This window comes from Bifidobacterium bohemicum DSM 22767 (genome assembly GCF_000741525.1).
Classification (GTDB): Bacteria; Actinomycetota; Actinomycetes; order Actinomycetales; family Bifidobacteriaceae; genus Bifidobacterium; species Bifidobacterium bohemicum.
On record NZ_JGYP01000004.1, the window covers coordinates 41,622 to 55,304 of the forward strand.

9 protein-coding genes are annotated in these 13,683 nt (G+C 61.1%); 4 read left to right on the plus strand and 5 right to left on the minus strand.

Annotated elements, in window-relative coordinates:
- Positions 1 to 3: 3 nt before the first annotated feature.
- Positions 4 to 1,290 (minus strand): ABC transporter substrate-binding protein, encoded by a 1,287-nt coding sequence (locus BBOH_RS06055; protein ID WP_044098240.1) that lies wholly within the window; start codon positions 1,288 to 1,290, stop codon positions 4 to 6.
- Between the two features lie 199 nt (positions 1,291 to 1,489).
- Between BBOH_RS06055 and BBOH_RS06060 the strand changes: the two genes are divergently transcribed.
- Positions 1,490 to 2,785, plus strand: a complete 1,296-nt coding sequence (locus BBOH_RS06060; RefSeq protein ID WP_081930378.1) for an ROK family protein — start codon at positions 1,490 to 1,492, stop codon at positions 2,783 to 2,785.
- A 134-nt stretch (positions 2,786 to 2,919) separates the two neighbouring features.
- Here the strand turns inward: BBOH_RS06060 and BBOH_RS06065 are convergent, their stop codons facing one another.
- Both BBOH_RS06065 and BBOH_RS06070 read right to left on the minus strand, forming a co-directional pair.
- Positions 2,920 to 5,256, minus strand: coding sequence for an alpha-galactosidase (locus tag BBOH_RS06065; protein ID WP_033522034.1), 2,337 nt, complete (start codon positions 5,254 to 5,256; stop codon positions 2,920 to 2,922).
- 725 nt (positions 5,257 to 5,981) lie between these two features.
- The gene (locus tag BBOH_RS06070; RefSeq protein ID WP_033522032.1) at positions 5,982 to 6,539 is read right to left on the minus strand and encodes a nucleoside deaminase; all 558 of its coding nucleotides are present in this window, start codon (positions 6,537 to 6,539) and stop codon (positions 5,982 to 5,984) included.
- Between the two features lie 338 nt (positions 6,540 to 6,877).
- Between BBOH_RS06070 and BBOH_RS06075 the strand changes: the two genes are divergently transcribed.
- Complete coding sequence (locus BBOH_RS06075) at positions 6,878 to 8,956, plus strand: cation:proton antiporter (protein WP_033522073.1); 2,079 nt, start codon at positions 6,878 to 6,880, stop codon at positions 8,954 to 8,956.
- Between the two features lie 49 nt (positions 8,957 to 9,005).
- On the opposite strand, the gene BBOH_RS06080 is transcribed toward BBOH_RS06075, so the two are convergent.
- A complete protein-coding gene (locus tag BBOH_RS06080) occupies positions 9,006 to 9,809 on the minus strand; it encodes an alpha/beta hydrolase (protein ID WP_081930379.1) in 804 nt (267 codons plus the stop codon).
- 403 nt (positions 9,810 to 10,212) lie between these two features.
- Between BBOH_RS06080 and dcd the strand changes: the two genes are divergently transcribed.
- Both dcd and rlmB read left to right on the plus strand, forming a co-directional pair.
- A complete protein-coding gene (gene dcd, locus BBOH_RS06085; RefSeq protein ID WP_033522030.1) occupies positions 10,213 to 10,794 on the plus strand; it encodes a dCTP deaminase in 582 nt (193 codons plus the stop codon).
- A 63-nt stretch (positions 10,795 to 10,857) separates the two neighbouring features.
- A complete protein-coding gene (gene rlmB / locus BBOH_RS06090; protein ID WP_033522024.1) occupies positions 10,858 to 11,841 on the plus strand; it encodes a 23S rRNA (guanosine(2251)-2'-O)-methyltransferase RlmB in 984 nt (327 codons plus the stop codon).
- Positions 11,842 to 12,057: 216 nt separating this feature from the next.
- Here the strand turns inward: rlmB and BBOH_RS06095 are convergent, their stop codons facing one another.
- Complete coding sequence (locus BBOH_RS06095; RefSeq protein ID WP_033522022.1) at positions 12,058 to 13,617, minus strand: DUF4032 domain-containing protein; 1,560 nt, start codon at positions 13,615 to 13,617, stop codon at positions 12,058 to 12,060.
- Between the last annotated feature and the right edge of the window lie 66 nt (positions 13,618 to 13,683).

The window sequence follows — 13,683 nt, forward strand, 5'->3', positions numbered from 1 at the left end:
TTCCTACTCGAACGTCCTGGCTCGGACTTTGTCCCATTCGGCCTGCATATTGCCGGTGAACGCGTTGACGTCGCCGCTGTTGACCATGCCCTGCAAATAGCCTCCGATGTTGATCGAGGAGGGGATATAGTGATCGCAGAAGTCTGCCACACGGTTGGATTTGAAGAACGGGCGAACCGTGGTCAACGCCTTGTTGCCGAAGTACGTGTCCTTGAGCGGGGTGATGGCGGACTGCGCGTCGGCGTAAAGGTTGAGCTGCTTCTTCTGCATCAGGAAGTCGATAAACCTCATCGCCTCCTTCGGGTGCTTGGTATTCGCACTCATGGTGAGCATCACGTCGTCGCCGGCCGTGAGGATCTGACCTTTGGCATCATCGGTAGCGGGCAATTGCGCAAAGCCGAGGTCGGCCTTTGGATTAACCATGGTGATCTGCGGAATCGCGTAGGTGCCCAGCGGGATGATCGCCGAGGTACCTTTAGCGAAGTTCTGCGTGCCCTGCTGATAGGTGACGCCCTTATCGCCCTCCCCGTACTTATAGAGGTCAATCTCCCTTTGGGCCGCCTGCGTCCACAGCGTCTTGAAATCGGTCCTCCCCTTTTTCAGCTCGTCGTACTTGCTCTCCGGCACCAACGTGCCGGCGAAAGACGCCAGAGGTGCCTGCGTGGTCCAAGCGTCGGCCAATGTCGCCTGCACCGGATTGATGCCGGCCGCCTTGAACCTATCGAGCATCGCGGTGAATTCCGTCCACGTCTTGGGCGGATTCTCCGGATCGACGCCCGCCTTGCGCCAGATCTCCTTGTTGTAGATGTATCCTGAAGCATTACCCGCGTAAGGCAAGCCGTACAGACGCTTTTTGGCCGAATCGGTGGTTTGCACCAGGTTCCTGGCAATCTTGACCATGCCCGGGTTGAGCTGGTCGACAACCGGTTCGTCGGTGAAGTCATGGAAGATGCCGGACGCGGCGAACATGCCGAAACTGATGTCGCCGTTGAACGTGATGACGTCCGGCGCGCGGTCTTTGACGAAACGCGTGCGCAGATCGGTCTGCGCGTTTGCCGAATTATTGATGTTGACGTGAATGTTCGGATTCTCGCGTTCGAATTCCCGCGTCATCTTTTTAAACTGGTCGGCCGCCTCGGATTTGAACTGGAAAAAATCCAAAGTAACCTGCGCGCCGGAGACGCCGCATCCACCTACCGACAGACCGGTGGCGGCTACGACAAGAGTCGCCACACATTGCAATACATGCCGCGCGAACCTTCCGGGACTTCGGCGCTTATCCATATCCATAGTCTCGACTCCTTCGCCTTTTGCCCGAAACGTCCATGCTTCAGGCGACTTCATGACAAAAGTCTATCATCGAGCACATTTCATTCCCAGTCAGACTTCGGACGGCGCATGAGCAAATAATTCAGAGTATTTTAGACTAAGAAGTGGTGAACAATGAATGCCGCAATCTTGGAAACGAACAAAGGGCGTGAAATAGAACATGGGTAAGAGCACCGACACGGGAAGATCCGACAAAGGCTTTAGTGTCAAGAACAGCCGAGTCACCGCTGGGCGAAACGGCAGCGCCCCCGATGCCGCGCTTCCCCTCCCACGATGGTTCCACGGGTCCTACCACACCCATCTCGTGGCAGAAACGATTGCGAAGCACGGCCCGATCGCACGCACCACCCTGGCACAGTTGTTGGGGCTTTCACAAGGTGCACTTTCTCGCATTACCAGCGACCTGATTTACCAGAACGTCATTGAAGAAGTGAACCATCCGGACATGAAACCGGATAAATCGGCATTTACTTTCACTGCACAAAAAAATAATGCGGGTCGCGGACGCCCCCAGACGCTGCTGCGACTGAAATCCGATGGAACCTGCTTTATGGGAATCAACCTCCACGGTTCGGAACTGACGGCGATCCTGACGAACGTAAGCTGTGAACCGATAAGTTCCGCGACAACGCTGCGGCTGACATCCACAGAGCCTCAAGACATTGCCGAACTAATCGCCGACTTGGCACGAACTTTTGAGAACCAATCGGACAAGCGGGCCGAACCACGCACACCCTCCGCGATAAGCGTGAGCCTTGGCGGACACATGAAAGACGATCGCTGTGTTACGCATGCGCCATATCTGCATTGGGACGGCGAGATTGATCTGGCGGGGATGGTCGAGCAACGGTGCGGAATTCCAACGGCCGCATTCAACGACATGGATTCACTGATGCTCTACGAGAGCTGGTTCGGCGACGGAGTCGGATTGCCTCGGTTCGCGATGCTGACTATCGGAGCGGGCATAGGCTATGCATTGTGCGAGAACGGCAAACCCGTTGATTATCCAGACAAAAGCTACGGTCTGGCCGGGCATATACTCATAGACCCGGAAGGACCACGATGCTATGCCGGGCATATCGGCTGTTCACAATGCCTGACCAGCGACTCCCTCGCCCAGGAATACACGGAGCTGTCCGGAAGTCCCATGACCGTCGAAGACCTGATCGCGGATGCGAAGACCGACAAACCCCAGGCGCGCACGCTGGTCAACCGCGTATGCTTCCGGCTGGGCACGCTAATCGCCATCACCGCGAACTTCACCATGCCCACGACGGTGCTCATCAACGGTGAGACATCATGCATCGCGAAGCTCAACACGGAGTCGGTGCGCAACGGCATCAGCTGGTACCGGCCAAGCCAGGCCTCACCGGTCGATTTTCGAATCCTCGATTTTTCCTGGCAGAAATGGGCGAGGGCGGCAGCCGGTCGCGTCATCGAACGATATATCGACTGAGGCCACGCGGCCCGGCACGGGAGCCGTCACGACCGCCGACGAACCCGTGACTTACCGCAGACACGAGCCGGCGACTGGCCCAAGACGGAACGGAACCCAAGAAGGCAGGCCACTCCTTCGACGTCGCCACACATTCATGCCCGCTCAGCGACGAACAGAACCGCTTGCGCCGGATTGAGCGCGGGCGGCCGCAGACCGTATGAAGTCAGAGCGCGACCCGACACCATGACACCGGACTCATTCCACCAGTTGAGTTCGCTCTGCCCGTTCGACCGCCGTCCGTCCTGCAGATCGGAATCAACGCTCAACGGATGCACACGGTAAACGGCGTCCGGATCCAGCCCAGGCAACCGCACCGGGGCGGCAGGGTACGTCTGCGAGGTGGACAGCTGCGTGAAACGATATACCGCTACGGTTCCATCCGCGCCTACGACTCCGTCGAGACGCACTGCACGGTCGCCCTCATCGCCGTGAACCACATAGCCCCGGGTGAATTGACCGCGATAACGCTTGTAGGCATCGATCCACACGCCGAGTTTCTCCATCTCCCCTTGCGGCCGCTCCAAGAGGTTCCACTCGACACCGAAATGTCCGAAGAACGCCATCGCCATACGCATCTGTAGACTGGTGGCGCGACCGGTCGAATGCGCAGGGCTGGCGCCCACATGCTCGCCGATCATCTCAGGAGGAACCAAAAGCGAGGTGTACCGCTGGATGTCCGCGCGCTCTACCGGGTCGACGCAGTCCGAACCCCAGATGCGGTCGGCATAACGCAGGATGCCCAAATCGACACGCCCGCCACCCGACGCGCAGCTTTCTATCTCAAGACCCGGATGGTTGCGTTTCAGATTTCTGAACATGCGATAGACAGCCAAAGTCTGGGCGTGAACCGCGGGCCGGCCGGTACGCGGCGAAATGGCCTCAAGAACGAATCTGTTGTGGTCCCACTTGATATAGTCGATGCCAAGCCCGCCGACCAGGCCGTCCAACGCGCCGAATACGTACTCGTACGCCTCGGGGTTGGTCAAATCGACGGTCTGTTGGCTTCGCCCCTGCATGGGCAGACGGCCCGGCGCGGGGGCGAGGAGCCAATCCGGGTGCTCATGGGCCGTCCGGGAATCAGGATTCACCATTTCAGGCTCGAACCACAGTCCGAACTCCATGCCCTTGCCGTGCACGTGGTCGGCCAAGGCTCTCAGGCCCTTGGGCCCGTCCGGCCAGATCTCTTGGGCTATCTGCCAGTCTCCAAGACCGGACGTATCGTCGCGACGCGAACCGAACCAACCGTCGTCCACGACGAAACGTTCCACACCTATCCGCGCGGCCGTATCGGCCAAAGCGGCGAGAGTGCCGTAATTCTGGTCAAAATACACCGCCTCCCAAGTGTTGAGGATCACCGGACGCGGCTTACGGGCAAAGGCAGGGTGCAACCCACGCAGATAGGCGTGGAAGCGGTGGGAGATCTCGTTGAGACCATCGCCGTAGGCACCATAGACCCATGGGGTGGCGTACTGTGCCGCACAGCACCCATCATCTTCGTCGGCAACCTCCCCGGCGGCTGCCGAACCGTCCGAGGCTCCGGGAGCAAGCGTCACCTCGCCGCCCATCAGCACCTCGCCGCCGCCTATGACGCCCTGGGTGTACGGCAGACGCTCGGCCGAAAGCAGACTGTTCCCGCTCCATCCGACATGCACCGAGTACGCCTCGCCATGTTCGAAACCGAATCCGGGAACACCCGCCGTCAGCAGCAGGGAAGCGTCGAAATCGGGCCGACCGCTCATCGAGGCCCGTTCGACCCTGCCGACGTTGAACGGCTGGCGTTGCGGCGAGCGCTCGCGAAGATGATGGCCTGTGGTCGTCAACAATTCCGTCGCGCAGGCGGGCAGAGCGAAACCGAGCTCGACCTTGTCGACCTCCAAATAAGAGGCATCGACACTGGTCCTGCCGACCTGGCGACCATCTGGCAACTCGAAATCCGTCGGGCCCTGAGACATGCCGCTTTGCGCCAGGTTCCGCACAATGGCCCGTTGGCGGATCAGTCCACCCTTCGTCAACTCGCAGATCCAGGTCAGCCCCACGTCCTGCCCACGGTCGGCGGCCTCGACGATGATTCTGGGGGCGTCGCGCCAAACATCCACGCCGGTGACACCGAACTTGCAGAATAGCTCGACCCCGCCGCGACGCACGACGAATCGCTTCGCTCCGGTCCACGCCTCGGCCTGGGTGGGCAGGACCGTGGGCCACGCCGTCTGGTCCAATGCACCCGAGACCCTTTGCGGGCACAAAGCATCATACAACGACAGAACGCTTTGGGGGTGGGTCAATGGCCTGCCCCAATACACCAATCGCGGAAGTTCGTCGGCCACGAACAGCAGGGCAAATGCGACATCCGCGGAGGCGTCCTCGCCGTACCCGGCCTTGAGCGCGACCCCACGCCCGGAATGCCCCTCATACATTTCGATAGAAGACATCGCCACCTTTTCCTCTTAGCCCCACCGGCACCAGTATCAGCCATTCGCCGCCATCCTACCAACGAACGACGGCCCGTGCCGCCCACACTATCGGCATACGATTTTTTTGTCTTACCTCTTGCGTGTCCTCCCTTTGCGCAAATAAAGGACGCGGCTTACCTCGACGGAGCAACGGCATGGCTTCCAGGCGAATCGCGCACGAGGGTCCTGTGGATAGGTCAGGGCGGGAAACATGCGGGAATCGCAGGCATTGTCTCAGTGGGCGCATTCGCGACGGCCGTTCGACACCGATGCGAATGCCCCCGTATCCTGCCGTGCGCCTTCAGCAACTACGCGGGAAACGGCGGCGGAACGCGTCAGGCGCGGTCCGCGGCCCAAGCGGCAGATCGCCTTTGCGGCCGAGAATCATTACACGTAAACTTATACAAAAATAGAAAAAGATAGAAAAACTTAGAAAAGATTAAAAAGCAGAGGCGCAAAGCCCCCCCCCGTACGCCGGCAGATACCGGCAACGGCTTATCGACAGCGGCGTCATCTACGCATCAAGCCACGGGCACGTCGATTTCACAATCCCTTATCTGAGGCAATGGCTCCATGAGCATGCGGCAACGATCCTCATGACCACGAACCCATGATTGGAGTGCGACGGCCGGATTGCACGGAAGCGGCAATCAGCTGATTCGCGTCATAGATTGCACGCAGCAGGGACCAGACGAGCGACACCACTAGCGCCGGACGGCGAAGAAATCGGCGAGCAGCCTGGCGCAATCGGACTCCCGCACACCGCCGGCCACCTCCGGACGGGCGCCGACGTGCGGATCGCGCGGAATGTCCCACACTGATCCGCACGCGCCAAGCTTGGCGTCCCAAGCGCCGAAGACGATGCGCCCCACGTGCGCCTCAAGCGCGGCGCCCGCACACATCGGGCAGGGTTCCAGCGTGACCAGCAGCGTGCAATCCTCAAGATTCCAAGCGCCACGCCGTGCCGCAACCGCTGAGATGCCGTCCGGGCAGCGCCCCGTCAAGTCATCACCCTGCCGCACCGCATCAGCGCAGCACCTGCCACCCACACCCGGACGACCCGAAGCGGCCTCGCGCATCGCCTCAATCTCCGCATGGGCCAAAGGGTCGCCAAGCGCCTCGCGCCGATTGCGGCCGCGCCCGACAACCTTGCCAGCCGCATCCAGCACCACCGCGCCAACGGGGACTTCGCCGGCGGCACCGGCCTCACGCGCCAAAGCGAGCGCCTCATCCATCGCGAACGACCATTGAGCTCCACCCATAAACCCCATGGTACCCACCGCCCACCGCCAAAACCCCCGCCTTCGAAAGACACCCTTGCATTGCACGGTCGCTTCGCCACGACAACACGCAAATCCACCGGTCCAAAGGCCCGCGATTCGCGTAGCCGGCATCAACACCCAGAACGGCTCCGCCCAAAGGCACCTCCAGAACGGAGACCGCACGTATCACCGGCCCTAATTCCCTCTGAGCGTACCATGCGCACGCTCGGATATAGTGGGGGGATACCGAATGACGCAAAATTCATGCACGCAATCAGCATTCAGGAACACCACACACCATCAGTTCCATGAACGCGCCGAAAAGGGGGGTCTGGCCTGTGGCAATATTCGAGATGATCATCGGCATTTTGGGGGCCGTCGTGCTCTCCTCGTTCCTCAGCCGTCTCATGCCTCGAATATCCATGCCGCTGGTACAGATCGCATTGGGCCTGGCGCTCGCGCTGCTGCCCGTCTTCCCAACCGTAAAGCTGGACCCGGAACTGTTCATGGTGCTGTTCATCGCGCCGCTGCTCTACCTGGAGGCGCACGAGATCGACAAACGAGCCTTGTATTCGACCCTGCGCTATTCCCTGCCCATGGCCATCGGCCTTGTTCTGGGAAGCATGGTGCTCGTCGGAGTCGTGATGCATGCGGCATGGCCGGCTCTTCCGCTGGCCGCCGCGTGCGCGCTCGGCGCGGCGCTGGGGCCCACGGACGCGGTGGCCGTCTCCTCGATGGGCCAAAGTACCGCATTCACCAAGGAGCAGAAGGGCATTCTCGAAGGCGAGTCGCTGTTCAACGACGCTTCGGGCGTCGTGAGCTTCCAGTTCGCGATCCTGGCCGCGACGACCGGCACCTTCTCCATAGCGGACGCGAGCCGCGAGTTCCTTATCTCGTTCATCGGCGGCGTGGGGGTCGGCGTGCTGGCCGGCATTCCGACCAACTGGATCTTCCGGTTCGCGCGGCGCATGGGTTGGGAGACGATGACCACCCGCATTCTCGTGGAGCTGTTCCTGCCGTTCCTCGTCTTCCTTGGCGCGGACGACATCGCCCATGTCTCAGGCATTCTCGCCGTGGTCGCGTTCGGCCTGACCGTGCATTTCGACCACACTGGACTGAGTCCCAACACGGCACGCACCAACATCGTCTCGTCGAGCGTATGGTCCGTGCTCTCCTTCGCGCTCAACGGGACCGTGTTCATTCTGCTCGGCATGCAACTGCCCGGCGCGATGCTCACGAGTTGGGACAATCGCGAGGTAAGCCGCGGCATGCTCGCGGGAACGATTCTGCTGGTTTCCGCAGCCACCATCGCGATACGGTTCCTTTGGATCTGGCTTATCACCGCCCCATCAGGCAAACGGGCCAAGGGCGGCGAGGCGGGCCGCAGGAGGCCGCGCTCCCTACGCGATACGGCGATCATGACGTTTGGCGGCGCCAAAGGCACGATCAGCCTGGCGTTGATGTTCACCATTCCCTACGCGGTCTCGTCCGGCGCCGCCTTCCCGAAACGCAACGACCTGATCTTCATAGCCGCCGGCGTGATCGTGGTGACCCTGCTGCTGGCGAACTTCCTGCTGCCGTGGCTTGCGCCGAAGAACGACAGGGAGGAGTCGTCGCAGTTCGAAAAGGTGAACGTCGAGGTTTTGGGCCGAACCGTCGCGGAACTGTCGGAGGATATGAACGACGAGAACCGAGCTGTGCTGTTACCCATCATCGACTCATACAACATGCGCATCTCAAGGATCAAACAACGGCAAGGCACCTTCGACGCGGAGACGTTCGAGGCGTTGCAAATCGAAGCGCTGAATTGGGAAAAGCGCTATGTGCGCGACACCCTCGCGGCCGTACGGGCCGACCCGAATATGGACGAGCACATCAGGAACCTCAACATCGAAGCCTGCGAGCGCATGCTCGACCAGATCATGAACATCGTTCGCCATACGGCGAATGCGAAGAATCGGCTTGATGTGATCTCACAGATTCGGGGAAGGTACCACGCCATGCATCGTCAGGTCTCGGCCATCGCCCGTAAGACGCTGCATCGCGTCCGCCGTTCCACGCCGATTCTATCCGAGAACGAGATCTACGAATACCTGCGTTCCGTGCAGATCGGCGCCATCGACCATGTGATCGAACAGCTCTACCGCGCCATGCGGAGCGACGAATACCCCACTGAATACTGCACGATGCTGCTGCGGGACTACCAGCGGTCGCGCGCACGGCTTTCGAGCCGGAGCGACATCGTCAACAGGGTGAAAATGGCTCCGCAGATTGACGAAGCCAAGCAGGAAAGCTACTCCATCGAGTTGGGTGTGATTCAGGACATGCTCGGCAACGGCGAGATCACGCGTAGCCAGGCCAAGCATCTGCGACGCAACGTGTACGTGATGCAGGTCGACGCGGAATCGGGGATGTAGACGCAAGCGGGCGCGCGGGAACCGATGCTTGCAGGCCGAATCCCGGTTCTCAGACGACGCCGGACGAGATGTCGTTGAGCAGGAGCCACTGGCTCAGGTCGTTGAATTCCTCAAGACTGACCGCGTGGTCGAGGGAATGGTAGTTCTTCACCGTCAGCCACGTGTTCTCCTCAAGCCAGGCGACCGCCCCGTGCAGCTCGTATTTCGGCAGGACACTGTCCTGATTGCCGTATCCGAAGAAGACAGGAACATTGAGCTCGGCCAGATGCGGGTCGGCGGGAGCGGTTCCCGGAACGACGCCCGGTGCGACGAAGCCCGAAAGCGCGACGACGGCCCGATACCGTTCCGGATGGACGCGCAACAGGTGGATCGCGAGGGCCGCCCCCTGCGAAAAGCCTATGGGCACGATGGGTCGTTCGGCCTCGATATGCCGGCGAATCCACATATCGACCGCACCTGCGGCCGCGAAGATGTCGCGATCCAAGTCCTCCCCCGTGGGCACGGCGGCATGGAACCAGCTGTACGCGCCGATCCCGGAGCCGAATTCGCCCGGCCCTTCGGCTTTCAGGACGAGCGGAGCCCGTAGCGACACGAAATCGTTATACGGCGCCACGTAACGCATCATGTCGGCCAAATCCGCCTCGTTGGAGCCCCAGCCGTGCAGGCACAGGAACATCGGCCGGTTCAGCGCGGCCCTGCCGCCACCACGGGAATACTGGACGTGGCAGACCTCCGCGGGTTCGCCGTAGCGTCCGGCGATCTCGCTCGATTCACGTCCGACCAGACCATCTTCGGCGCCATGCGAACCTGTGTCGTGGTCACGCCTGTCTTCAGTCTCACTCATAACCTCCATGATAGACGGCAATCGCAACAGAGTCCGCCTCATGATCTCCTGGTGGCCGCCAGCGACGAAAACACTGGCTGGGCCTGATCCGTTCATGTCGTTACCGCCGCGGCGTTTTGAACCGATCGGCTGGACGCAAAAAGAAACCCCGACCTATAAAGGCCGGGGCAAGAAAGAGAGAAGAAGAAAGGGTTCAATTATCGGAGGTTGTTTCCAAGACTCCGGCCAACCGTGGTTGACAAGTTCAATATAACTCCCTGATGCTTGGCGAAAGACTGGAACAATCTGGGAATTCCCTGAAAGTTTCCGTTTTTGTGTGCAACGCCTCGTGAAAGCGCGCCATACGTCCCGAAATCCGGCATGAACGTCTACACTAAGAGCAGAAGACGGTAAATACTGCAACGGAGGAACCATGCTGCTATCCGATCGAGACATCCTCGCGGCCCAATCAGAAGGTCACATTTCACTGACCCCATGGACGCCCGGAATGGTGCAACCCGCCTCAATCGACGTACGACTTGACCGATATTTCAGACTGTTCAACAACCACGCCTACACCTACGTGGATCCGGCCGAAAACCAGGGGGCGCTGACCGAGCAGTTCGAAGTGCCGACCGGCGAACCTTGGATTCTGCATCCGGGCGAGTTCGCACTGGCATCCACTTGGGAGTACGTGAAGCTTGACCCCACCATCGCGGCGCGCCTCGAAGGCAAAAGCTCGCTGGGGCGACTGGGCATCCTGACCCATTCGACGGCCGGTTTCATCGACCCCGGCTTCGAAGGACACATCACGCTTGAGCTTTCGAACGTGAGCACGCTGCCGGTGAAACTGTGGCCAGGCATGAAGATCGGGCAGATGTGCTTCTTCCAGCTCAGCTCCCCCGCCGAACACCCGTACGGGTCGGACGGCACCGGTTCGCACTATCAGGGGCAGCGCGGACCGACCCCCTCACGCTCCTACGAGCATTTCTACCGTGCCAGGATCGACGAGTGACGTCTCCCGCTTGGACCACGGGGTGACGGACGCCTGACGCGGGGTACTGGGACAATACCTACTATGACTAGTAAAAAAGGACCGATCAAAGGATCGGGCGGAAAACACAGGAACGCGCTGAAAGGCCACGGGCCCACGCCCCGCGCCGAAGACAGGGTGTATCACAAAGCATATAAGGCGAAGAAGGCCAACGAAGCGCGCCGTGCGGCCGATCCCCGACTGGCGGCGAAACGTCGCGCCGCGAAGTTCTCCTCCGAGGCCGACGATTTGGTAATCGGCCGCAACGCGACGCTTGAGGCGCTGCGTGTGGGCGTGCCGGCGTCGCAGCTGTACGTGACCAGCCATATCGAACGTGACGACCGCACCCGCGACATCGTGCGGCTGGCGACCCAGCAGGGCCTGAATCTGCTCGAGGCCGACCGGCTCGAAATGGACCGCATCGCGCACTCGCGCAACCATCAGGGCATTATCCTCAAGGTGCAACCCTACCAGTATTCCTCGTTGCATGAGCTTGCCGACCGCGCCGAAAAGAAGGCGAAGGCCATGGAACAAGCGGATTCCGAGGCCGCTCGCATATCCGCCCGACCGCTGTTCATCGCTCTCGATGAGGTGACCGATCCGCAGAATCTCGGCGCCGTGATCCGGTCCGCGGCGGCTTTCGGCGCCAACGGCGTCATTCTGCCCGACCGACGCTCCGCTTCCGTCACGGCGGCCGCGTGGAAGGTTTCGGCGGGGGCCGCGGCGCATCTGCCGGTGGCTCGAGTGGTGAACCTGACCAAGGCCATCGAAGCCCTGAAAGAGCGCGGGTACTACGCGGTCGGACTCGATGGCGGCGGCACGGCGCTCGTGGGCGAGACCGGCTTTGAAACCGACCCGCTGGTGGTGGTGCTCGGTTCGGAAGGCAAGGGCCTGAGCCGACTGGTGCGCGAATCCTGCGATGCCATCGCCAGCATCCCAATCAGCAACGCGGTGGAATCGCTCAACGCCTCGGTGGCGGCGGGCATCAGCCTCTACGCCGTGGCCCGCGCGCGCCAACAGGCCAGGTGACGTTCCATACGAGGTTGGTTGGTGCGGCCTCGACCGGGCGCGGCGGATTCGTCGTGCGTGGCCGGGCCCGGACATTGCACTGGCTGGTTTACCGCCAGATGTCTATGGGAAAATCCGGATTGAGGTGCCGTGTCGGCTCACGTGTTCACCGAGCCGACACGGCTGGCTCGAAAGAGGCATGACCCTTCCGGGACGCAACCCTGTCCTCATGTTGAATCATTGCGCCCAAACGGCCGCATCCTGGTCGAACTCTCTGGGGTCGTACTCGTCATCTTCGGGCGTGGCACTGTCGAAGCCATCGTGGCCATCGGGGTTATCGATGTCGTCAACCCCGTCATTGTCGTTGGCGACGGTATCGGAATCATCCGCATCAGCACCGCTGCCGTCGGCCCCGGTCGCTTCGTTCGCCGTCTGGCCGGGATCGTCGTCGTATGTCGACGCCTCGTCAACCACGCCGGAATCGGCCTCACCGTTGATTTCGTCAAGCGTCTTGGAATCCAGTCCGTAATGCGGCAAAACGCGCCTGATGTAATCCGTTGCGGCGATGGTGGTAGGCACGTCGTGACCGGCCTTTTCGGCCATACGCCAACGGTTTTCGAGCACCTCATGGAAGAACTGCGCGGGTTCGATGACCATGCGGTATTTCGCCGGAATCATGCGCACCGTAGGCTCGAACACCTCGCGCATCCAATCGGTCGCGACGATTTCAAGCTCCTCACCGTCACGCCAGGTCGAGGCACGGTAGGCGTCGATGTCGTTCAGGAGCTGACGCGCCTGATTCTCCTTGACGTCCAGCCCCGTCAAACGAAGCAGCTTGCGGGAGGCGTAACCCGCGTCGACGACGCGGGGTCGCACCAGCACGCGCTTGCCGTCCGGCGTTCTCTTGACCTCAAGTTCGTCAACGTCGAAACCGAGGTCGTTGAGCTTGTTGACGCGCTTCTCGATCTTCCACATCTCGTCGGGGTCGAAGCGCTCCTCGTCCGTCAACGCGCCCCACAGCGAATCGTAGCGTTCAAGGAGCCGGTCGCCCACGGCGATTTCGTCCACCTCGTCCGGCAGAAGCTTGCCGGAGCTCAGATCCATCAGTTCACCGATGATGTTCGTGCGGGCCAAGTCCATGTCGTACTCGCGCTGGCCTTTGGAAAGCGTGGTGCGCAGGGCGCCCGTCTCGGCGTCGACGAGGAAGGCGGAGAATTCGTCCGCGTCGCGCAGGAACAGGACGTTGGAAAGCGAAACGTCGCCCCAGTAAAAGCCGGAGAGGTGCAGACGCACCATCAACACGGCCAGTGCGTCGATCAGACGATCCGCGGTGTCCGCACGCAGGTTTCCGGAGAAGAGAGCGCGATAGGGCAGGGAGAACCTGAGCTGTTTGGTGACCAACATCGATTCGAGCGGTTCGCCGTCGTTGGTGTGCCGACCGGTCACCACGGCAATCGGCTCGACGGTGGGCAAGTCGAGCTTGCCCAGCTGGCGCAACAGACCGTATTCGTGCGCGGCCACTTGCCCGGTGATCTCCTTCATCGCATAAATCTCGTCACCCACGTGCACGAATCGCACGACGTGGCGAGAGATGCCCCGCGGAAGGTTCGCCAGAAGGTCCTTGGGCCACTTCGCCAAAGGCTTCTCCCACGGCAGGGTGAACATCTTCGGGTTCGAGCTCGCGGCGGTGATTTTGAGCGCTCCGGGCTCCGGCGCGTATTTCTCGCCGTCCATCGGCATCACCGAGGTGGCGTTGACCGCGCGCGGGTCGAGATCGATGTTTCCTGTTAAATCCATAACCACTAATGTAGTGCCCCGCAAGGATAGCACAGACGGTTCGGAGACCGCGTCGACGCAGCCGCC